This is a genomic window from Streptomyces sp. NPDC048442 (genome assembly GCF_040651475.1).
In the GTDB taxonomy this organism is placed as follows: domain Bacteria; phylum Actinomycetota; class Actinomycetes; order Streptomycetales; family Streptomycetaceae; genus Streptomyces.
The window spans coordinates 317682-337558 of the sequence record NZ_JBEZKB010000004.1 but is presented as its reverse complement, the minus strand read 5'-3'; the positions used below and the strand labels follow the sequence as shown (position 1 = coordinate 337558).

Here is a 19877-nt window from a genome sequence, read left to right as displayed (position 1 = left end):
CGGGCCGAGCCGGCCACAGACCGAACCATGCAGTACCCGAACCGTGCAGTACCCGAACCAGGAGGTACGCCCGTCATGCCCATGGACTTCGGACTGGTCCTGCAGACCGATCCACCCGCATCCGAGGTCGTCGGCCTGATGCGGCGCGCCGAGCGCAATGGATTCCGCTACGGCTGGACCTTCGACTCCGCCGTGCTGTGGCAGGAGCCGTTCGTCATCTACAGCCGGATTCTGGAGCACACCGAGCAGCTGATCGTCGGGCCGATGGTGACCAATCCCGGGACCAGGACCTGGGAGGTCACCGCCTCCACCTTCGCCACCCTCAACGACATGTACGGCAACCGCACCGTCTGCGGCATCGGCCGCGGCGACTCGGCGATGCGGGTGGCCGGACGCAAGCCGAACACCCTCGCCCGGCTCGGTGAGGCCATCGAGGTCATCCGTGACCTGGCCGAGGGCAGGGAGGCGAAGGTGGACGGGCAGTCGGTGCGGCTGCCGTGGGTGACGGACGGACGGCTTCCGGTGTGGATGGGCGCGTACGGGCCCAAGGCGCTCGCGCTCGCCGGGCAGAAGGCGGACGGGTTCATCCTGCAGCTCGCCGACCCGTTCCTGACGGAGTGGATGATCCGGGCGGTACGTGACGCCGCTTCCGCCGCCGGGCGCGATCCGGCGGAGGTGAAGATCTGCGTCGCCGCACCGGCCTACGTCGGCGACGACCTCGCCCACGCCCGGGACCAGTGCCGGTGGTTCGGCGGAATGGTCGGCAATCACGTCGCGGACCTCGTGGCGAAGTACGGGACGGACTCCGGCTTCGTACCGGCGGCGCTGACCTCGTACATCGAGGCCAGGCAGGGATACGACTACGCGCACCACGGGCGGGCCGGGAACCCGGACACCGACTTCGTGCCGGACGACATCGTCGACCGGTTCTGTCTGCTGGGGCCGGTGGAGGCGCACATCGAGAGGCTGCGGGCGCTGCGGGAGCTGGGGGTCGACCAGTTCGCGGTCTACGCCATGCACGATGCGCGGGAGGAGGTCATCGACGCGTACGGCGCGTCGGTCATTCCTGCCCTCGCGGCCTCCTCCTGAGGGGCGTCGTGGGGCCGCTCACCCCGGGCGGACGGCGCTGACCACCCCATCGAAGCGGGCAGCGCCACGCCGTGTTCGTGTGCGTACGGGCGCAGGGCTTCCGTCAGCGCCACCCGCGCGGACGGCGGCGCCTGCCCGTCGCCGGGCGGGAGAGCAGGAAGTCGGCGGCGTCGGCGGGGTCGCGCCCCCACACGGTCGTATCGGCGACCGGGGTCACGGTGATCCGCTCGAAGCCCGCACCCGTCAGTACCTCGCAGATCCGGACCGGGTCGGAGAGCGACTTCATCGCGGCCCCCCACTCGCCGTAGAAAGACGCCTTTGGGACGCTTTTTGGCCGCCGCCGTCCAGTATCGGGGCGAGCAGCCCCAGGGTCTTGGCCTCCTCGCCGTAGGGCCTGTCGGGCGGGCACACGAAGGCCAGGCGCCCGGCGGGGCGCAGGGCGCGGCCGAGAGGGGCGACGCGCTGCTTTCGCCGTCCGTGACCCGGCGGCTGATCACGGAGTTCGTGTCGCGCCCGCCGGACCGGCACACCGCGCCCGGCTTCGAGAGCCTGACCCGGCGGGAGCGGCAGGTCACCGCACTGGTCGCGCGCGGGCTCACGAACGAGGAGATCGCCGCCCACATGGTGATCAGCCCGCTGACGGCGAAGACGCACGTGAGCCGGGCGATGGTCAAACTGGGCGCCAGGGATCGGGGCAGGGGCGGGACCGGGTCGGTCCGGGGCGGGTCCGGGGCTACTCGGGGTTTGGCAGCGGTTCGCCCGTCTCCAGGAGCGTCTTGAGGCTGGAGATGAGCGGCGGCCAGCCGTCGCGGATCATGGCGAGGGTGAGGCTGCCCCTGTCGAAGCCGTCGTGGACGACGGTCAGCCGGGTCAGGTTCGGTCCGGTCGGCTCGATCTCGTACGTCACCTTCGACCGCGACTCGGCGGCCAGCTGGGCGTGCAGGTCCTCGTCCATGCCGACGGTCTCGGCGAAGGCCGGGGTGAAGGTGTGCCAGGTGTAGGAGAGCCGGCGGCCCGGCTCGGCGGCGAGCACCACCTGCTCCGGGTCGGCGTCGCCGAGGCCCATTCCCTGCCAGATCACCGTCGACCCGACCTGCCAGTCCGACGCGAAGGTCAGGCCCCAGTAGCGGCTGGTGGACGCGGGGTCGGTCAGGGCCTCCCAGATCCGGTCGGGGGTGGACCGGATGTACGCGGTGTAGTCGAAGGCGGTGGTGCGGTCCAGGTCGGGGCTCGCGTCGTCCGTGTCTGCGCCTGCGCCTGTGCGTGCGCTCGTGTCCGTGTTCGCGGGCGTGTTTGTGTCCGGGGCCGTGGAATCCATGCGGCCATTCTCTGGGGACCGGGGAGGATCGGCGAGGCGAGGCGGGAGAGGGGGTGAAGGGGCGCGGCCCCTGCCGCCCCTTCCCCCTAGGGCCTGTCCGGCGGATCTTGCCGCGGTCGCGTGCCCTGGCACGCACGCCCCCAAGGTCTTAAGGACCAGGGGGGACCCCCTCTGCGTTGTCGTCAATCGACGACGCTCCGCGTCGCCTCAATCCTCCGCCTTGCAGCTGCACGCACCATGCCCCCCTCAGCGGTAGTGAAAGGGCAAGGTCACTCCCATGCGGCCTGATCCGCCGGACAGGCCCTAACGCTCCGACGCCCGCAGCTTCCGCCACACCGCCTTCGCCGCGTTGTGCCCCGACATCCCGTGCACCCCGGGCCCCGGCGGCGTCGCCGACGAGCACAGGAACACCGCCGGGTGCTTCGTCCCGTACGGAAACAGCGACAGCTTCGGGCGGAGCAGCACCTGGAGGCCGGAGAACGCGCCGCAGGCGATGTCGCCGCCCACGTAGTTCGCGTTGTGCGCGGCCAGCTCCGGCGGGCCCGCCGTCGCACGGGCCAGCACGCGGTCGCGGAAACCCGGTGCGAACCGCTCGATCTGCCGCTCGACCGCGTCCGTCAGGTCGCCCTGCCAGGCGTGCGGCACATGTCCGTACGCCCAGAACACGTGCTTACCCTCCGGGGCGCGGGAGGGGTCGGTCACGCTCGGCTGCGCCGTGATCAGGAAGGGAGTCTCGGGGGCGGTGCCGCCCGAGGCCTGCCGCAGGGCCTTGCCGATCTCCCCCTTCGTGGCACCGACCTGCACCGTTCCGGCCCGACGGGCCTCCTCGGCGGTCCACGGGACCGGGCCGTCCAGCGCGTAGTCGATCTTGAAGACGCTGGCGCCGTAACGGTAGTTCTCGTACGCGTTGCCCAGCCGGGCGATCCGGGCGAGCGCGGTCGGCGAGGTGTCGAAGATGTACGCGCGGGCGGGCGGCAGGTCGTCGAGGCGCTTCACCTCGTAACCGGTGTGGACGACTCCGCCCAGGTCGCGCAGGTACGCGGTGAGCGCGTCCGGGATGGCCTGCGAGCCGCCGCGCGGCGCCGGCCAGCCGTTCTCGTGCGCAGCCAGCGCGAACATCAGGCCGACCGCACCGGTCGCGAACCCGCTCAGCGGCGCGATGACGTGCGCCACGAGGCCCGCGATCAGCGCCTTCGCCTTCTCGTCGCGGAAGCGCTGCATCAGCCACGTCGACGGCGGCAGCCCGGCGAGACCGAACCTGCCGAGCGTCACCGGGTGGCGCGGCAGCGCGGTCAGCGGCAGCGACATGAAGTCGCGGGAGAGCGTGTCCCACCTTCCGAGGTACGGGGCGACCAGCCGGCGGTACGCACCCGCGTCACGCGTACCGAACGACGCGGCCGTCTCCGCGACCGACCGGGACAGCACGGCCGCCGTACCGTCGTCCCACGGGTGGGCCATCGGCAGCTCCGGATGCAGCCACTCCAGCCCGTACCGCTCCAGCGGCATCGTCTTGAACACCGGCGAGCCGACGCCCAGCGGGTGCACCGCCGAGCACGGGTCGTGCCGGAAGCCGGGCAGGGTCAGCTCCTCGGTGCGGGCCCCGCCGCCGACGGTGTCCTTCGCCTCGAAGACCTCCACCGAGAAGCCGCGGCGGGCCAGCTCGACGGCTGCGGTCAGTCCGTTGGGCCCCGCCCCCACGACGACTGCATCAAGCATCGGCGACACCTTGGACTCCTCACGCCACGTCACTTCAGAGCCCCAGGGTATTCCTGTGCACCGACAGCCCTGGCGGGGGTACGTTCCACGCCATGAAAAGCACCACCGGCACCTCCGTCGACACCTCCGTCGGCACCGCCTTCGACTCCACTATTGCCACCATGGCCGAACGCCTTGCCGCCGTCCCAGGCGTGCACGCCGTGGCCCTCGGCGGCAGCCGCGCCCGGGGCACGCACCGCCCGGACTCCGACTGGGATGTGGGGGTGTACTACCGGGGTGAGCCGGACGTTGCCCGACTCGCCGCCCTCGCAGCGGAGTTCACCGGAACACCGGTGGAGGTGGCCGGGCCCGGGGGCTGGGGGCCGTGGGTGAACGGCGGGGCGTGGCTGTCGGTCGACGGTATGGCGGTCGACTGGATCCTGCGCGACCTCGACCGCGTCGAGGGGGTGTGGGAGGACTGCCGGGCGGGTCGCTTCGAGGTCGGCATGCAGGCCGGACACCCGCTGGGATTCTGGTCGCCCGCGTACGCGGGCGAGGTCGCGTTGTGCCGGGTGCTGGCCGACACTCAGGGTGGACTGACGGCGCTGCGGGCCGCCGCGCAGCACTATCCGGACGCCCTGCGCGACGCGCTGATCGGGGCGGCGTGGGAGGCGGACTTCTCGGTCGCGGCCGCCCGCAAATCGGCGGCCGGTGGGGACGCTCTGCATGTCGCGCTGTGCCTCGCGCGCGCGTTCGGCGTACTGGCGCAGACGATGCTGGCACACGGTCGGGTGTGGTGCGTGAACGAGAAGGGCGCCCTGGCCGCGGCAGCCCAAGTCGCCTGCGCACCGGACGACTTCACCGAACGGGTGGCACAGGCGCTGCACGGGCTGGACGGGGACGCGGTGCGGGAGGCGGGTGCGCTGGTGGACGAGGTACGGGCACGGATGGCGCCCGCACAGCCACAGGTCTGAGCCTGCGCCCGCACAGCCACAGGTCTGAGCCTGCGCCCGCACACCCAGAGAGCTGAGCCTGCAACAGCGGAGTCCGTCCGGCGCTGCCAGACTCTGGCTGAGCCCGCCCGGGTCTGGCTGAGTCCGCCCGGTTGCCCGGCTCTGCCTAGCTCTGCCCGGCCCTGCCAGGTTCTGGCGTGCCTCGCTCTGCTTGGTCCCGCCCGGTTCTGCCTGGCCTGGCCTGGTCTGGCCTCGGTCAGCTTGGCCGTGCCCGGCTCGGCGCGTGCCCGGCTGTGCTTGGCCCTGCGAGTGCCTCGCTCTGCCTGGCCCCGCCCGTCTCTGGCGCGCGCCTCCCTCTGCCCGGCCTCGCCCGGTTCTGCTTAGCCGTGCCCGGCTCTGGTCGGCCTCGCCCGGCCCTGCCCCGCCCGGCTCTGCCTGGTCGAGTCGACCTGGCCTCGCCTGGCCCTGTCTTGCCTCGCTCTGTCCGGCCCCGCTCGGCTCTGCCTGGTCGAGCCCACCTGGCCCCGGCCGGCCCTGTCTTGCCTTGCTCTGTCCGGCCGGCTCGCCTGGCTCGTTTGACCCTGGCGTGCCCGGCTCTGTTCGGATGAGCCCGTTCGGCCTCGTTCGGCCCGCACCTGGCCACCCTGCTTGGTCCGGCCCGGCCGACCCTGCGCTGCCCTGGTCCGCCCGTCGCTCAGTCCTGCGCCAGCAGGCCCCGTATCCGTTCCGCCGTTGCCGTGTCCCTGGCTGCTGTGAACGGCAGTGCGTTGTCGCCCGTGATCCGGTAGCGCTCGCCCGTACGCGTACGGTCCGTGCCGCCCGCCTCCTCCACCAGGAGCAGGCCCGCCGCGTGGTCCCAGGCCAGCTCCCAGGAGAACGCCACCGACTCCAGCTCGCCCCTGGCCACCGCCAGATACTCCAGGCCCGCCGACCCGCACGGCCGGGGCTCTACCCCGTCCACCGACAGCCGCAGCAGTGCCTGCTTCTGCTCCGGAGTTGTGTAGTCCGGGTGCGAGATCGCCACCCGGAGCGGGCTGCCGGGCGCGGGGGACCCCGACCGCAGCGGCTTGCCGTTCAGCAAGGCGCCCCGCCCCCGGACCGCGACGGCCATCTCGTCCAGCGCCGGGGCGTATGTCCACGAGGCCAGCAGCTCGCCTTCCACCGCCAGCGCCACCAGCGTGCAGAACTCCGGTTCGCCGCGCACGAACTGCCGTGTCCCGTCGACCGGATCGACGATCCACACCGGTGCCGTGCCCCGTATCGCCTCGTACGCCGTGGGATCCGCGTGGACCGCTTCCTCGCCGACCACCACCGAGCCGGGCAGCAGCCGGGTGAGCGCGGCCGCCAGGTGCTCCTCCGCGCCCCGGTCCGCGACCGTCACCAGGTCGTACGGGCCGGCCTTCTCCAGCACCTCGTGCGCGGCGAGCTGCTGGTAGCGCGGCATGATCTCGGCGGCGGCGGCCCGGCGGACGGCCTCCTCCACAGCGGTGACAAGCGAGTTATCGATCATGCCGTCCAGCAAAGCACGGGGGACTGACAATGCGCTCCGGGTGGGATGCGGGCGGAATGCGGGCGGGGCGCGGCGGAGATCCCTTGGAGCGCCGGGAACGGGAGGAATGTCCGGGGTCGAGATAGCGTTGTCGCAGGTCACAACCACCCCTGCGGGTGCCTGATGGAGGCGGAACACGGTGCACGGTGAATACAAGGTTCCCGGCGGCAAGCTTGTGGTCGTCGATCTCGATGTCGATGTCGATGTCGAGTCCGGCACGGTGGGCGCTGCGGGCACGACCGGCGGTGTCCTGCGCAACGTCCGGGTCGCCGGGGACTTCTTCCTGGAGCCCGACGAGGCCATCCTCGCCATCAACCGTGCCCTGGAGGGCGCACCGGCCGACACCGACGCCGCAGGTCTGGCCGCCCGCGTCGAGGCCGCCCTCCCCGAGGGCACGGTGATGTTCGGCCTCACCGCCGACGGCATCGCGATCGCGGTCCGCCGCGCCCTCGCGCACGCCACGGACTGGACGGACTACGACTGGCAGCTCATCCACGAGGCTCCGCAACCCCCGGCCCTCCATATGGCGCTCGACGAGGTGATCACCGCCGAGGTCGCGGCCGGCCGGCGCCCGCCGACGCTGCGGGTGTGGGAGTGGGGCGCCCCGGCCGTCGTCATCGGCAGCTTCCAGTCGCTGCGCAACGAGATCGACCCGGAGGGCGCGGACCGGCACGGGATCGAGGTCGTGCGCAGGATCAGCGGCGGGGGTGCGATGTTCATCGAGCCGGGGAACACCATCACGTACTCGCTGTCCGTGCCGACCGCCCTCGTCCAGGGCCTGTCCTTCGCGGACAGCTACGCCTACCTCGACGACTGGGTGCTGGGCGCCCTTGGCGACATGGGTGTCAAGGCCTGGTACCAGCCGCTCAACGACATCGCCACGGACGCCGGGAAGATCGCGGGCGCCGCCCAGAAGCGCATGGTCAGCGACTCGGGCGGGGCGGTCCTGCACCACGTGACGATGGCGTACGACATCGACGCGGACAAGATGATGGAGGTGCTCCGGATCGGCAAGGAGAAGCTGTCCGACAAGGGCACGAAGAGCGCGAAGAAGCGGGTCGACCCGCTGCGCCGGCAGACGGGGCTGGCGCGGGAGGCGGTCATCGAGCGGATGATCGAGTCGTTCCGGGGACGGTACGGGCTGGAGAAGGGCTCGGTGTCGGAGGACGAGATGGGGCGGGCGCGGGAGCTGGTGGAGGGGAAGTTCGGGAGGGGGGAGTGGACGGGGCGGGTTCCCTAGCCGGGGAGGCGGGGCGGCCGAACGGCCCGGCGGCGGGGTGGTGGTGCGGGTTGCTGTGCCTGCGGGCGGTGGGTGGTGCGGGTTGCCTGCGGCGCTGTCCCCCACCCGCCCCTTCCCGAAACTGCTGGCCGCAGGGCTGGGACGGTACGGCTGGCGCCGGTGGGGGCTACGGTCCGGGGCTGCGCCCCGTGCACGGACTGCGTCCGCGCGTCCTCAAACGCCGGACGGGCTGAAGATGCCCGTGCGACCTGGGAGTGGGCTGAGGGGAATGTGCCGGACACGCTCAGTGAAATGCCGTGCGGCAGATTCACCGCACCCGGCAGGATGCCTCCATGGCTACCTCCGCCCCACTGATCACCCTCGTCCGTGGCGACATCACCGACCAACAGGTCGACGTCATCGTCAACGCCGCCAATTCCAGCCTCCTCGGTGGCGGCGGTGTCGACGGCGCCATTCACCGTCGCGGTGGCGGCAGTATCCTCGCCGACTGTCGCAAGCTGCGGGCCTCGCACTACGGGCGCGGGCTGCCGACCGGCCGGGCCGTAGCCACCACCGCCGGGAAGCTGCAGGCGCAGTACGTCGTGCACACCGTCGGGCCCGTTCATCAGCCGGGGCTCACGGGTGAGGCGGAGCGTGCGCAGTCCGAGTTGCTTGCTTCCTGTTATCGCGAATCCATGCGTCTGGCACGGGAGTTGGGGGCCACAAGTATTGCCTTTCCTGCCATCTCCACCGGCGTCTACCGGTGGCCGCTGGCCGACGGCGCGCGGGTGGCGGTCCGTACCGTACGGGAAGCGGCGCAGGCTCCGCTCCTCGATGTGCGGTTCGTGCTGTTCGACGACGCCGCCTACGCGCACTTCGAGCAGGCACTGGTCACAGCAGGTTGATGTCGGATTTCCGCCAGCCGAGCGGGGGCGAGTGCCCGATGCTGGGGGCATGTCACCCACTCCGGCAGCGCAGGCCACGCAGAGCACGCAGGGCGTAAAGGACACACGTGCCATGTACGCCGACACCGAGCGTTGCGTACGCGCTGTGCAGTCCAAGGACGCGCGCTTCGACGGCTGGGTGTTCACCGCCGTCACCACCACTCGGATCTACTGCCGGCCCAGCTGCCCGGTCGTCCCGCCCAAGCCGCAGAACATGACGTTCTATCCGAGCGCCGCCGCCTGCCAGCAGGCCGGGTTCCGGGCCTGCAAGCGGTGCCGCCCGGACACCAGCCCCGGCTCTCCCGAGTGGAACGCCCGCGCAGACTCCGTCGCCCGCGCCATGCGTCTCATCCGGGACGGCGTCGTCGACCGGGAAGGCGTGCCGGGGCTGGCGGCCAGGCTCGGATACTCGGCCCGGCAGGTCGAGCGGCAGCTGCGCGCCGAACTGGGGGCGGGGCCGCTCGCCCTGGCCCGCGCCCAGCGCGCCCAGACCGCACGGCTGCTCATCGAGACGACACCGCTGCCGATGGCGGACATCGCCTTCGCTGCGGGGTTCTCGTCCGTACGCACCTTCAACGAGACCGTGCGGGAGGTCTTCGGGCTGGCGCCCGGGGAGCTGCGGGCCCGGGGCCGCAAGGGGGAGGTGCAGCCCCCCGGGGTGATCAGCCTGCGGCTGCCGTTCCGCGCCCCGCTCAACCCCGACAACCTCTTCGGCCACCTCGCCGCGACCGCCGTCCCCGGGGTCGAGGAGTGGCGTGCAGGCGCCTACCGCCGCACGCTCCAACTCCCGTACGGACACGGCATCGTGGCGCTCTCGCCGCGCCTCGACCACATCGCCTGCCGGCTCTCCCTCACCGACCTGCGCGACCTCACCCACGCCATCAGCCGCTGCCGCTGGCTGCTCGACCTGGACGCCGACCCGGTCGCCGTCGACGAGCGGCTGAGCGCCGACCCCCTGCTCGCCCCGCTGGTGGCGCGGGCACCGGGGCGGCGGGTGCCGCGCACCACCGACGCCGCCGAGTTCGCCGTACGGGCGGTACTCGGCCAGCAGGTGTCGACGGCGGCTGCCCGTACGCACGCGGCCCGGCTCGTCACCGCGCACGGTGTGCCGGTGGACGACCCGGACGGCGGGCTCACCCACCTCTTCCCGACCCCCGAGGCACTCGCCGGCCTCGACCCCGAGTCCCTCGCCCTGCCGCGCAGCCGCCGCGCCACGCTCACCACCCTCGTCGCCGCCCTCGCCGACGGCTCCCTCACCCTCGACGTCGACAGCGACTGGGACCTGGCCCGCGCACAGCTCCTCGAACTGCCGGGGTTCGGCCCCTGGACCACCGAGGTCATCGCGATGCGCGCCCTCGGAGACCCCGACGCGTTCCTCCCGTCCGACCTCGGAATCCGGCGCGCCGCACAGGAGTTGGGGCTGCCGCACACCCCGGCCGCGCTCACCGCACGCGCCGCCGCATGGCGGCCCTGGCGGGCCTACGCCGTGCAGTACCTGTGGGCGACCGACTCCCACCCCATCAACCACCTCCCGAAGTAACGGAGTTGAGACAGGCCATGACCGCGCTCAAGCAACACACCCTCATGGACAGCACATTCGGGCCGCTGACCCTCGTCGCCACCGACGGTGTACTCAGTGCCGTCTACATGGTCAACCACCGACACCAGCCGCCGGAGGAGACCTTCGGCGAACGGGACCCGGAGCCCTTCCCCGAGGTGATCGAGCAGCTGAACGCCTACTTCGAGGGCGAGTTGAAGGAATTCACCCTCCCCATCCACCTGGAGGGCACGCCGTTCCAGCGCACCGTCTGGGCCGAACTCCGCAAGATTCCGTACGGTGAGACCCGCTCGTACGGAGAACTCGCCAAGGCCCTCGGCAAGCCGGGAGCTTCCCGCGCCGTCGGACTCGCCAACGGCAAGAACCCGATCAGCATCGTCGTCCCCTGCCACCGCGTCATCGGCTCCGGCGGCAGCCTCACCGGCTACGGCGGCGGCCTGGAACGCAAGCAGCACCTGCTCGCCCTGGAGCGGGGAGAGTCGGAGCAGGAGGGGCTGCTCTTCTAGGCCAGTCCCGCCAGCAGCGCGGGCAGCGCCGTCCCGATCGGCTCCCGCACCACCTCGTCCGCCAGCTCGTCGTACGGCGTCGGCTCCGCATTGACGATCACGAGCCGCGCCCCGTGTTCGGCGGCCAGAGGGGCGAGCGACGCGGCGGGCTGCACCGCGAGGCTCGTCCCGACTGCCACGAACACCTCGCACGCCTTGGTTACGGCCAGCGCCGCGCCCAGCACCGTCGGATCCAGCGACTCCCCGAACATCACCGTCGCCGACTTCAGGATCCCGCCGCACGCCAGACACGGCGGGTCCGCCTCGCCCGCGTCCACCCGGGCGAGGGCCTCGTCCATCGAGGAGCGGACCTTGCAGCGGGTGCAGACCACCGCCCGCGCCGTACCGTGCAGTTCGAGCACCTTGCGGTCCGGCATGCCGCCCAACTGGTGCAGACCGTCCACGTTCTGCGTGATCACCCGGACCGCGAAACCGTTCCGCCGGTCCAGCTCGGCGACCGCACGGTGCGCGGCATTGGGCACGGCGTTCAGCGTCGTCCGCTCGCGGCGCATCAGCCACGACCTGCGGCGGATCTCCGGATCGGCCATGTAGTAGCTGTACGTGACGAGCTTCTCGGCCTCGGGATCGCGCCGCCACAGCCCGTTCGGGCCCCGGTAGTCGGGGATGCCGGAATCGGTCGAGACACCGGCACCGCTGAGGATCGCGACAAGAGTCATGGGCGGAGATTACGCAGCGGGGCACGGGCTGCGCGACGTCAATTACGCGCGACCCGCGCGCTGCGAGTCCCGTCCGAAGAGCAGTAGCCGCGTACCGCTCCTCGTACGACGAGGAACAGGACGAGGGGACCCAGCACGGCGAGCGACGTTCGGACCGTCCAGCGACGGAATACCTGATGCATCCTCAAATGTCCGACACCTCCTGGGAGTTCACCAGCAGGTCACCCGCCTCCGTACGGTAGTAGAGCACTGACCGCCCCGTTCTCCTGCGCCGTACCAGACGGGCATCGAGGAGGACCTTCAGATGGCGGCCGGCGGAGCCCAGTGCGAGGCCGGTCAGGGCGACCAGCTGGGAGGTGCTCTTCGGGGTCTCCAGGAGTACGAGAATGCCCGCACGGCCCCGGCCGAGGAGCGCACCCAGGGCCTCCGGGGCCGGTGGCCGGCCGGGTTCGGCGAGGGTGCCCGCGCACGGGTAGACCACGGCGAACCGGTGCGGGCCCTCCCAGGACACCCAGCTGGTGCGGAAGCTGACCGGGACGAAGAGGAGCCGCGCCCCGGAGACCTCGCGCGGCGGGAAGTCCTGGGTGTTGATCTGCAGCCGGTCGCCGCCCAGCCAGCGCATCCCCGGCCGCATGTCGTCCAGCGCCGCCGCCCAGCCGCCCCGGCTCAACTGGGCGGTGCGCGCCACGATGTCGGCCTCCAGGACCCGGCGGCGGCGCGGCCACTGGGGGAGTACGGTCCGCTGCCACACCCAGTCGAGGAGGTCGGCGGCACGTTCCGCGAGGTCGTCGCGGAGCAGGGCGGGGGGCGGCGGACCGCCGAGCGCGACAGTCAGATCGGCGAGCACCGAATCGGCTGGAGCGGCCCGGATCCGCTCCAGCTCCCGCGCGAAGGTCTGCTCGCCCTCACCGGTCGGGGTGGGGGTGATGAAGTCCGCGTTCCAGGTCGGGCGGAACGCTGCCTCCAGGAGGAGGGGCGTCAGCGGGTCCTCGGCGAGCTTGTCGCGGAAGGCCGGGAGATGGGAGTCGAGCCAGGAACGCTCACCGGGATGCGAGGCGGGCGCGTGCCGCTGAAGCATCTTCAGGCTCGAAATCGCCTCGCTCAACGGGGAGATGACGAACCGTCCGCCCGCGAGTGTGTCCGCGTCGACCTGCCACCAGCCCATCGGCCCACCACCCTCCCGAAGGTTGTTTCGCGCCGGTGCGAAACAGTAACGCCGCCCACGCGGGGGCTCCGACACTCCTCCCATGCGCACCTACCGCGAACTGTTCCGACAGCCGGAGTTCACCCCGCTCTTCCTGACCGTCTCCGCGAAGTCGGCGGCGCAGACCGTCACCGGACTCGCCCTCGGCACCCTCGTCTACACCGAGACCGGCTCTCCGCTGCTGTCCTCCCTCGCCATGTTCGGGCCGTCGCTGGCCCAGCTCATCGGTGCGAGCACCCTCCTCTCCGCCGCCGACCGGCTGCCGCCGCGCGCCGCACTCGCGGGCCTGGGCCTGCTCTTCGGCCTGGCCACCGCCGTCCAGGCGATACCGGGGCTGCCGGTGGGAGCGTCCTTCGCGGTCCTGCTGACGCTGGGCGTCTTCGCGTCGCTCGGCGGGGGAGTGACGTACGGGCTCCTCAACGAAATCCTCGCCAAGGACGGCTTCCTGATCGGCCGTTCCGTGATGAACATGTCCAACGGGGTCATGCAGATCTGCGGATTCGCCGCCGGTGGGCTCCTGGTCAACCTGCTGTCGCCGCGGGAGACGCTGCTCGTCGGTGCCGCGCTCTACTTCGTGTCGGCGGGGTGCGCACGCTTCGGGCTGAGCGGCAGACCGCCGAGGGCGAGCGGGCGGGCCTCGGTCGCCGAGACCTGGCGGACCAATGCCCTGCTCTGGTCGTTGAAGCCGCGCCGCTACGTGTACCTCATGCTGTGCGTGCCGAACGGGCTCATCGTGGGCTGCGAGTCCCTCTACGTACCGTACGAACCCGCGCGGGCGGGGCTGCTGTTCGCCTTCGCGGCGTGCGGGATGCTGATCGGGGACACGGTGGTGGGGCGGTTCGTGCCGGCCGGGCTGCGAGCCAGGGGCGGGCCCGCGCTGCGGCTGCTGCTGGCGGCCCCGTACCTGGTGTTCTTCCTGCGCCCTTCGCTGCCGGTGGCCCTGGTCGTGGTGCTGGTCGCGTCCGTCGGCTTCGCGGCGACGCTGCTGCTTCAGGAACGGCTGATGGCCCTGACACCCGACGAGCTGAGCGGGCACGCGCTGGGGCTGCACACGTCGGGCATGCTGGCGATGCAGGGCGTGGGGGCGGCGCTGGCGGGCGGGGTCGCCCAGTTCACTTCGCCGGGGGTGGCGATGACGGTGCTGGCGGGGGCATCGGTGGTGGTCACCTTGAGGTTGGAGCGGGGGGTGCGGGCGGGAGGCTCGGGTGCGGGCCGGGGCGACGTACCGGCCCCGGCTCCGGCTCAGCCCTCTGCCGAGGGCCCGTCCGCGACGTCCGGCAGCGCGAAGTGAGGTGTGTACGCTCGCACGCGATCACACCGGGGGAGCGGGAGGGGAACCACACATGCTGGTGGACTTCGGGCGGGAGCGGCTCGGCGGGGTGCTGGCAGCGGCGGGTGTGACTCTCGCGACCGGGGAGTCCCTGCCCGAGCACACCCCGGTGGGCGAGGTCCGTGACTTCCTCACACAGGTCGGCCTGCCGTGCGAGGCGCCGCTGATGCGGTTCGATTTGGGCGGTGAACTGACATGGGAAGAAGGTGAGTTGGGGATCGGCGTGTTCACCTTCCGGCCGGACGTGTACCGCATCGTGCTGCACTGTTGGACCGGCCAGGTGTACGTCCGGCACGGCCGCGAGCGGCAGCTCCTCGCCTCCGACCTCTCCTCCCTCGTCCACCTCTGCGAGCTCGTCGCCCTGCTCGACCCGCACGAGGGGCCGTACGCCCGCCGCGACATCGAGTGCGGGCCCGACACCGTCGCCGGGCTGCAGCGCACCATGCTGGAACTCGTCGGGGACACCGACCCCGCGCTGCTCGACACCGCCGAGGACATCTCCCCGTACTGGCGCGCCGCGATGACGATCAGGCCGCTCGCCTGGATCGCCGGGCCCGGCGACGACGGGCTCACCTTCGACCTCTCGTACGGACAGCTGGACGACGAGTTCGAGGCGGACGAGATCCTGCGGTACGGGGACGACGTGCTGCCCGCACTGCTCACCCACGAACCCACCCGCCGCTTCCTGCGCACCCACGGCCTGGCCCTGGAGACCGGGCCCTTCTACCCGGCCCGCATCCCCGAGCCGTGGTCCGACGCGGGGGAGGGCCACGGCGTGCCGCCCCGCGCCGACCGGATGATCGACCTCGGCGGCATCGTCGAGGACAGCGGCCTCCTCCTCGAAGGCGACACCGGCCGGCTGTACGGCTGGCACGTCGACTCGGTCCTCATGCCGCTCAACACCGACGTGTCGGCCCTTGCCTTCACCCTCTGGGCGCTCCCGCAGATCCGTGCGCTCGACGCGGTGCACCACTTCACCGACGACCACCCGACGGCCGCCGCCACCTTCGAACAACTCCTCGCCTCCGTCGACCCGTTCGCGGTCCCGGGCCCTGCCGACGGGGAGGGGGCACAGCCGCACAGCGGCCGGCACGTCTGGCCCCAGTTCGTCGACGACGTACTGATGGAGGCGATCCGCGGCGGGTGGACGACCGCCGACGACCGGCCGATGCGCGTCGAGTACGGCAGCCGGAGTGCCGAGGCGGCCTTCGGGGGCGAGGGGACGACAGCCGAGGGGACGACAGCCGAGGGGACGACACACGAGGAGGCGATGGACGAGAGGGCGACAGGGGAGGGGACGGTCCGGGCCGGTGCGGTCCCGGCCGGGATCCGGCACGAGGCGAGCCGTGCCTTTCTCACCGACGTCGGGCTGCCGCGCCGGGCGCCGCTGCTGCGGTTCGACCTGGGGCTTGAGGAGGTCGCGGACGGGCTGTTCCGGCTCGGCCACCTCACGTACGGACACGGGCAGCGCGACCTGCCTGTCGTACTGGACGGCTGGACGGGTGCCGTCCGGATCGGCGAGTACCGGGGGACGGGCCGCGCCGAGTTCCGGGGCCGGGAACTGCTCGCCTCCGACCTGTCCTGCCTCGCCCACCTCACGGAGGCGGTGACCCGGCTGCGGCCCGACACCGGACCGTACGCCCGCGACCGGGTGGGCTGCGGGCCGCAGACCGTCGAGCGGCTCCAGGAGGCCATGCTGCACGTGGTGCGGGACACCGATCCCCGGATGCTCCAACTCGACGAGGGCGTCGCGGGGTTCTGGCGGCACGCGATGCTGATCAGGCCGCTCGCCTGGATTGCGGGCCCGGGGCCCGACGGGCTCGCCCTCGACCTGCGGGCCGACGTGATCAGGGCCGAGCTGACCCGCCGGCACCAGTACGTCGAACCCTTCGACGAGACGGAGCTGCCCGGCGCGCTCACCCACGCCGCCACCCGGCGGTATCTGCGGGAGACCGGGCTGGCGAACGGCGGCAGCGCGTTCATCGAGCTGGAGGGCGGCCCGCTGCCAACGGTCGCCGACCTGTACGACAACGCCGTCGATGACCCGGTGGCGCCCTACTCGCACGACTACGGCTACGTCACCGACGGGGACGACTACCCGCGCCCGCCCGGCGCGGAGCACCTGATCCGGCTGGCGGTGCTGGGCGACGACGGCGCGATGCTGCTCGAAGGGGCGACGGGGCGGGTGTACGAGCGGTTCATGCCCGACGGCGTCGAGGCCGCGATGAACGTCGACGTCTCCGCGTACAACTTCACCGTGTGGATGCGGGAACGGGTGGTGCGGCTCTCCCGGGAACGACGGCTCGGTGGCTCGTACGCCATGCTGAGTGCGACCGTCCTCGACACGCTCGCCTCGGTCGACCCCCGGGCGTGCGTTCCCGTGGAGGGTGAGGAGGGGTACTGGCCGACCTTTCTGAGTGACCAGTCGGTCAGCCCGCTGGAGCACTGAACATGCGGAAGGGGCGCGGTAGTTGACCCCGCGCCCCTGGTATTTACGTAGCCAACCTCACTCGTCCGTACGGGACTTGGCCGCCCGCCGCAGCCTCGGGTGCCGTCGGTCGGGGCCGTGCTCGGTGATCGCGTCGCCGACCATCGCCCGTACCGCGTCCCGCAGTCCGTGCAGTGCGTGGTGGCGGGCCGGGCCCGCGCCAGGGTCCTCGCGCAGCTCCTTGATGAGCGCCCAGCACAGCCCGAGCATGACCAGGACGAAGGGCAGCGCGACGAGAATCGTCGCGGTCTGGAGGGAGTTGAGGCCGCCCGCCACCAGCAGACCGGCCGCGACCGCCGCCATCAGCACGCCCCACAGCACCACCAGCCAGGTCGGCGGGTGCAGTGCACCCCGGGCGGTGAGCGAGCCCATCACCAGGGACGCCGAGTCGGCGCTCGTCACGAAGTACGTCATGACGAGGAGCATGGCGATGCAGGAGGTGACCGTGCCGATCGGCAGCGCGTCCAGCATCGCGAAGAGGGATGCTTCCGCGCCTTCCTTCACCGACCCGGCGAGGTCGGCGACTCCCGTCTGGTCCAGGCGGATCGCGGATCCTCCCATCACGCAGAACCACACCACCGTCGCCCCGCTCGGCACGAGCAGCACACCGATCAGGAACTCGCGGATCGTACGGCCGCGGGAGATGCGGGCGATGAACGTACCGACGAACGGCGCCCAGGACAGCCACCACGCCCAGTAGAAGATCGTCCACGCACCCAGCCACTCGCTGTCGCCGAACGCGCCCGTACGGGTCGCCATCGGGAGCAGCTGGTCGAGGTAGCCGCCGACGGACGCCGGGATCGCGTCCAGGATGTAGACCGTCGGGCCGAGGACGAACACGAACAGCATCAGCAGGGCGGCCAGCACGAGGTTCACCGTGCTCAGCCACTTCACGCCCTTGTGCAGGCCGGAGAACGCGGACAGTACGAACGCCGCCGAGAGCGAGCCGATGATGATCAGCTCGACGCCCTTGGTGTCCTCCACGCCGGCCACGATGTTGAGGCCCTTGGCGACCTGGAGGGCGCCCAGGCCCAGGCTGGTCGCGGTGCCGAAGACGGTCGCGAAGACGGCCAGCAGGTCGATCAGCTTGCCCTGCCAGCCCGCTGCGCGGCGTTCGCCCAGCAGTGGTACGAAGGCCGAACTCAGCCTGTTTCCACGGCCCTTGCGGAACGTCGCGTACGCGAGGGCGAGCCCCGCGATGCCGTAGATCGCCCACGGGGTGAGCGTCCAGTGGAAGAAGGAGTACTCCAGGGCGGCGCGGGCCGCGGTTCCCGTGCCGGCCGCGGCGCCGGAGCCGGGCGGCGGGGTGACGTAGTGCTGGAGCGGTTCGCCGACCCCGTAGAACATCAGGCCGATGCCCATGCCCGCGCTGAACATCATCGCGATCCAGGCCAGATTGGTGAACTCGGGCTCCGATCCGTCCTTGCCCAGCCGGATCCGGCCGAACCTGCTCAGCGCGATGCACAGGCACATGAGGAGGAAGACGTCGGCCGCGATCACGAAGAGCCAGGCGAAGTTGTCGAGGACCCAGGCGAGGGCCGTGGACGACGCGCTCTCGAACGAGTTCTTGCCGAGAAACGCCCAGGCGACGACGGCCGCCACGGCGAGCACGCCGATGCCGATGACGGTGACGTCGGGCCTGCCGTCGTGCAGCGGGGCGCCCGGGGATTCCGGCTCGGGGACCGGCTGGGGTGGATCAAGGGATTCCGTACTCATGCCGCACACCTTATGGTGCTCAATGTCGTGATATTGGCGGTTGGCGCGCCGTCAGGAGGGGGCGGTCCGGCCGTACTGGAGCCCGGCGGGCGAGATTGGCGATGGGCACGGGGCGGGGGTGGCGGTTATGGTCGGGGCGGCGCGACTGCCGGTACGAAAGCAAGGGATGCACGGTGGCCGACGGAGCAGTAAAGAGTGGGGCGAGCGGCGGGGCACATGTGCTCGTCGCGGCCGACAAGTTCAAGGGCTCGCTCACGGCGGTACAGGTCGCCGAGCGGGTGACGGCCGGGCTGCGCAGGGCGGTGCCGGGCGTGCAGGTCGAGTCCCTGCCGGTCGCCGATGGCGGCGACGGCACGGTCGCGGCCGCGGTCGCGGCGGGCTTCGAGCGCCGGGAGGTACGGGTCACGGGCCCGCGCGGCGAAGGACTGACCGCGGCGTACGCCTTCCGCGAGGCGGACGGCACGGCCGTGGTGGAGATGGCGGAGGCCTCCGGCCTCCAGCACCTGCCGCCGGGCGTCTTCGAGCCGCTCAGCTCGACCACGTACGGCTCGGGCGAGCTGCTGCGGGCGGCGCTCGACGCGGGCGCCAGGACGATCGTCTTCGGCGTCGGCGGCAGTGCGACGACGGACGGCGGGGCCGGGATGCTGGCCGCGCTCGGCGCGCGCTTCCTGGACGCGGACGGCAAGCCGGTCGGTCCGGGCGGCGGGGGCCTGCGCGACCTCGCGACGGCCGACCTGTCGGGTCTTGACACGCGGTTCGCGGCGCCAGGCACAGGCGGCGTCGACCTGATCCTGGCCAGCGACGTCGACAACCCGCTGACCGGACCCGTCGGGGCGCCGGCGGTGTACGGGCCGCAGAAGGGGGCCTCCGAGGAGGACGTGGCGACGCTGGACGCGGCGCTGGCGCACTACGCGTCGATCCTCGACCCTGCTTCGGGCCGCACCGGACTGGCCGACACCCCGGGAGCGGGGGCCGCCGGCGGCATCGGCTACGGGGCGCTGGCTGCGCTCGGCGCGCGCTTCCGGCCCGGCATCGAGGTCATGCTCGACGTGCTGGGCTTCGCCCCGGCCCTGGAGCGGGCCACGCTCGTCATCACGGGCGAGGGCTCCCTCGACGAGCAGACCCTGCACGGCAAGGCCCCCGCGGGTGTCGCGGCGGCGGCACGGGCGCGCGGGGTGGAGGTCGTCGCGGTGTGCGGCCGGCTCGCACTGCCCGCCGAGGCGCTGGGCAGGGCGGGCATCCGCAGGGCGTACGCGCTGAGCGCACTGGAACCGGACCCGCAGCGGAGCATGGCGGAGGCGGGACCGCTGCTGGAGCGGGTGGCGGAGCAGATCGGCCATGACTTCCTGACGTAGAGGGCGGTTCGGGCGGGGCGGGGGACATCGTGCGGGTACGTCGTGGGGCCGGCGTGCTTCGTGCGGGTGCGTCGTGGCTGGTCGCGCAGTTCCCCGCGCCCCTAAAAGCCTGCCCCTTACCCCCGCTAGCCCTCTTGGGCAGCGGGGCCGCCCCCGGGGGCGGGACGGGTGGGCAAGGGGGCGGCCCCCCGCGGAGCACGCCGTCCCACGACCGCACGCCCTCGCGCCCGCCCCACT

At 72.1% G+C, this 19877-nt stretch carries 16 protein-coding genes and 1 pseudogene; 10 read left to right on the top strand and 7 right to left on the bottom strand.

Annotation, left to right across the window (positions count from 1 at the left end):
* Positions 1–81 precede the first annotated feature (81 nt).
* A complete protein-coding gene (locus tag AB0D18_RS09275; protein ID WP_362414735.1) occupies positions 82–1089 on the top strand; it encodes a TIGR03842 family LLM class F420-dependent oxidoreductase in 1008 nt (335 codons plus the stop codon).
* Positions 1090–1192: 103 nt separating this feature from the next.
* Here AB0D18_RS09275 and AB0D18_RS09270 read toward each other — a convergent pair whose 3' ends face one another.
* Positions 1193–1375: a hypothetical protein gene (locus AB0D18_RS09270; RefSeq protein WP_362414578.1), complete on the bottom strand. Its 183-nt coding sequence runs from the start codon at positions 1373–1375 to the stop codon at positions 1193–1195.
* A 164-nt stretch (positions 1376–1539) separates the two neighbouring features.
* Between AB0D18_RS09270 and AB0D18_RS09265 the strand changes: the two are divergent.
* A pseudogene (locus AB0D18_RS09265) lies at positions 1540–1869 on the top strand (helix-turn-helix transcriptional regulator); the annotation flags it as partial.
* Here the strand turns inward: AB0D18_RS09265 and AB0D18_RS09260 are convergent.
* Positions 1823–2407 (bottom strand): SRPBCC family protein, encoded by a 585-nt coding sequence (locus AB0D18_RS09260; protein ID WP_362414576.1) that lies wholly within the window; start codon positions 2405–2407, stop codon positions 1823–1825. The pseudogene AB0D18_RS09265 and the gene AB0D18_RS09260 overlap by 47 nt on opposite strands.
* Positions 2408–2710: 303 nt before the next feature.
* Complete coding sequence (locus AB0D18_RS09255) at positions 2711–4132, bottom strand: NAD(P)/FAD-dependent oxidoreductase (protein ID WP_362414574.1); 1422 nt, start codon at positions 4130–4132, stop codon at positions 2711–2713.
* 152 nt (positions 4133–4284) lie between these two features.
* On the opposite strand from AB0D18_RS09255, the gene AB0D18_RS09250 reads away from it, so the two are divergent.
* Positions 4285–5076 carry a nucleotidyltransferase domain-containing protein gene (locus AB0D18_RS09250; protein ID WP_362414733.1) on the top strand — a complete coding sequence of 264 codons (792 nt, stop codon included), beginning with the start codon at positions 4285–4287 and terminating at the stop codon, positions 5074–5076.
* Positions 5077–5749: 673 nt separating this feature from the next.
* On the opposite strand, the gene AB0D18_RS09245 is transcribed toward AB0D18_RS09250, so the two are convergent.
* Positions 5750–6565: an inositol monophosphatase family protein gene (locus tag AB0D18_RS09245; RefSeq protein ID WP_362414572.1), complete on the bottom strand. Its 816-nt coding sequence runs from the start codon at positions 6563–6565 to the stop codon at positions 5750–5752.
* A gap of 178 nt (positions 6566–6743) precedes the next feature.
* Here AB0D18_RS09245 and AB0D18_RS09240 point away from each other — a divergent pair, with 178 nt between their 5' ends.
* The 4 genes from AB0D18_RS09240 (at position 6744) to AB0D18_RS09225 (ending at position 10831) form a co-directional block, all read left to right on the top strand.
* Positions 6744–7844: a lipoate--protein ligase family protein gene (locus tag AB0D18_RS09240; RefSeq protein WP_362414570.1), complete on the top strand. Its 1101-nt coding sequence runs from the start codon at positions 6744–6746 to the stop codon at positions 7842–7844.
* A 332-nt stretch (positions 7845–8176) separates the two neighbouring features.
* On the top strand, positions 8177–8728 hold the full coding sequence (locus AB0D18_RS09235) for an O-acetyl-ADP-ribose deacetylase (protein ID WP_362414568.1): 552 nt from the start codon (positions 8177–8179) through the stop codon (positions 8726–8728).
* Positions 8729–8840: 112 nt separating this feature from the next.
* The gene (locus AB0D18_RS09230) at positions 8841–10307 is read left to right on the top strand and encodes an AlkA N-terminal domain-containing protein (protein ID WP_362414566.1); all 1467 of its coding nucleotides are present in this window, start codon (positions 8841–8843) and stop codon (positions 10305–10307) included.
* A gap of 17 nt (positions 10308–10324) precedes the next feature.
* The gene (locus AB0D18_RS09225) at positions 10325–10831 is read left to right on the top strand and encodes a methylated-DNA--[protein]-cysteine S-methyltransferase (RefSeq protein WP_362414564.1); all 507 of its coding nucleotides are present in this window, start codon (positions 10325–10327) and stop codon (positions 10829–10831) included.
* Here the strand turns inward: AB0D18_RS09225 and AB0D18_RS09220 are convergent.
* Positions 10828–11547: a Sir2 family NAD-dependent protein deacetylase gene (locus tag AB0D18_RS09220; RefSeq protein ID WP_362414563.1), complete on the bottom strand. Its 720-nt coding sequence runs from the start codon at positions 11545–11547 to the stop codon at positions 10828–10830. The genes AB0D18_RS09225 and AB0D18_RS09220 overlap by 4 nt on opposite strands.
* A gap of 184 nt (positions 11548–11731) precedes the next feature.
* On the bottom strand, positions 11732–12712 hold the full coding sequence (locus AB0D18_RS09215) for an ArsR family transcriptional regulator (protein ID WP_362414561.1): 981 nt from the start codon (positions 12710–12712) through the stop codon (positions 11732–11734).
* An 82-nt stretch (positions 12713–12794) separates the two neighbouring features.
* Between AB0D18_RS09215 and AB0D18_RS09210 the strand changes: the two genes are divergently transcribed.
* Entirely contained in the window at positions 12795–14042 is a 1248-nt protein-coding gene (locus tag AB0D18_RS09210; protein WP_362414559.1) for an MFS transporter, read from the top strand.
* 52 nt (positions 14043–14094) lie between these two features.
* A complete protein-coding gene (locus AB0D18_RS09205) occupies positions 14095–16530 on the top strand; it encodes an SUKH-4 family immunity protein (protein ID WP_362414557.1) in 2436 nt (811 codons plus the stop codon).
* Between the two features lie 57 nt (positions 16531–16587).
* Here the strand turns inward: AB0D18_RS09205 and AB0D18_RS09200 are convergent, their stop codons facing one another.
* The gene (locus AB0D18_RS09200) at positions 16588–18285 is read right to left on the bottom strand and encodes a BCCT family transporter (RefSeq protein WP_362414555.1); all 1698 of its coding nucleotides are present in this window, start codon (positions 18283–18285) and stop codon (positions 16588–16590) included.
* A gap of 173 nt (positions 18286–18458) precedes the next feature.
* Here AB0D18_RS09200 and AB0D18_RS09195 point away from each other — a divergent pair, with 173 nt between their 5' ends.
* Positions 18459–19640, top strand: a complete 1182-nt coding sequence (locus AB0D18_RS09195) for a glycerate kinase (protein WP_362414553.1) — start codon at positions 18459–18461, stop codon at positions 19638–19640.
* The last annotated feature ends 237 nt before the right edge of the window (positions 19641–19877 follow it).

What these genes read in the sequence shown, in the direction of transcription:
- AB0D18_RS09250 (WP_362414733.1), top strand. Translation starts at nt 4,285, where the DNA reads ATGGCCGAACGCCTTGCCGCCGTCCCAGGCGTGCACGCCGTGGCCCTC.
- AB0D18_RS09260 (WP_362414576.1), bottom strand. Translation starts at nt 2,407, where the DNA reads ATGGATTCCACGGCCCCGGACACAAACACGCCCGCGAACACGGACACG.
- AB0D18_RS09235 (WP_362414568.1), top strand. Translation starts at nt 8,177, where the DNA reads ATGGCTACCTCCGCCCCACTGATCACCCTCGTCCGTGGCGACATCACC.
- AB0D18_RS09200 (WP_362414555.1), bottom strand. Translation starts at nt 18,285, where the DNA reads ATGAGTACGGAATCCCTTGATCCACCCCAGCCGGTCCCCGAGCCGGAA.
- AB0D18_RS09275 (WP_362414735.1), top strand. Translation starts at nt 82, where the DNA reads ATGGACTTCGGACTGGTCCTGCAGACCGATCCACCCGCATCCGAGGTC.
- AB0D18_RS09230 (WP_362414566.1), top strand. Translation starts at nt 8,841, where the DNA reads ATGTACGCCGACACCGAGCGTTGCGTACGCGCTGTGCAGTCCAAGGAC.
- AB0D18_RS09205 (WP_362414557.1), top strand. Translation starts at nt 14,095, where the DNA reads ATGCTGGTGGACTTCGGGCGGGAGCGGCTCGGCGGGGTGCTGGCAGCG.
- AB0D18_RS09220 (WP_362414563.1), bottom strand. Translation starts at nt 11,547, where the DNA reads ATGACTCTTGTCGCGATCCTCAGCGGTGCCGGTGTCTCGACCGATTCC.
- AB0D18_RS09210 (WP_362414559.1), top strand. Translation starts at nt 12,795, where the DNA reads ATGCGCACCTACCGCGAACTGTTCCGACAGCCGGAGTTCACCCCGCTC.
- AB0D18_RS09270 (WP_362414578.1), bottom strand. Translation starts at nt 1,375, where the DNA reads ATGAAGTCGCTCTCCGACCCGGTCCGGATCTGCGAGGTACTGACGGGT.
- AB0D18_RS09215 (WP_362414561.1), bottom strand. Translation starts at nt 12,712, where the DNA reads ATGGGCTGGTGGCAGGTCGACGCGGACACACTCGCGGGCGGACGGTTC.
- AB0D18_RS09245 (WP_362414572.1), bottom strand. Translation starts at nt 6,565, where the DNA reads ATGATCGATAACTCGCTTGTCACCGCTGTGGAGGAGGCCGTCCGCCGG.
- AB0D18_RS09225 (WP_362414564.1), top strand. Translation starts at nt 10,325, where the DNA reads ATGACCGCGCTCAAGCAACACACCCTCATGGACAGCACATTCGGGCCG.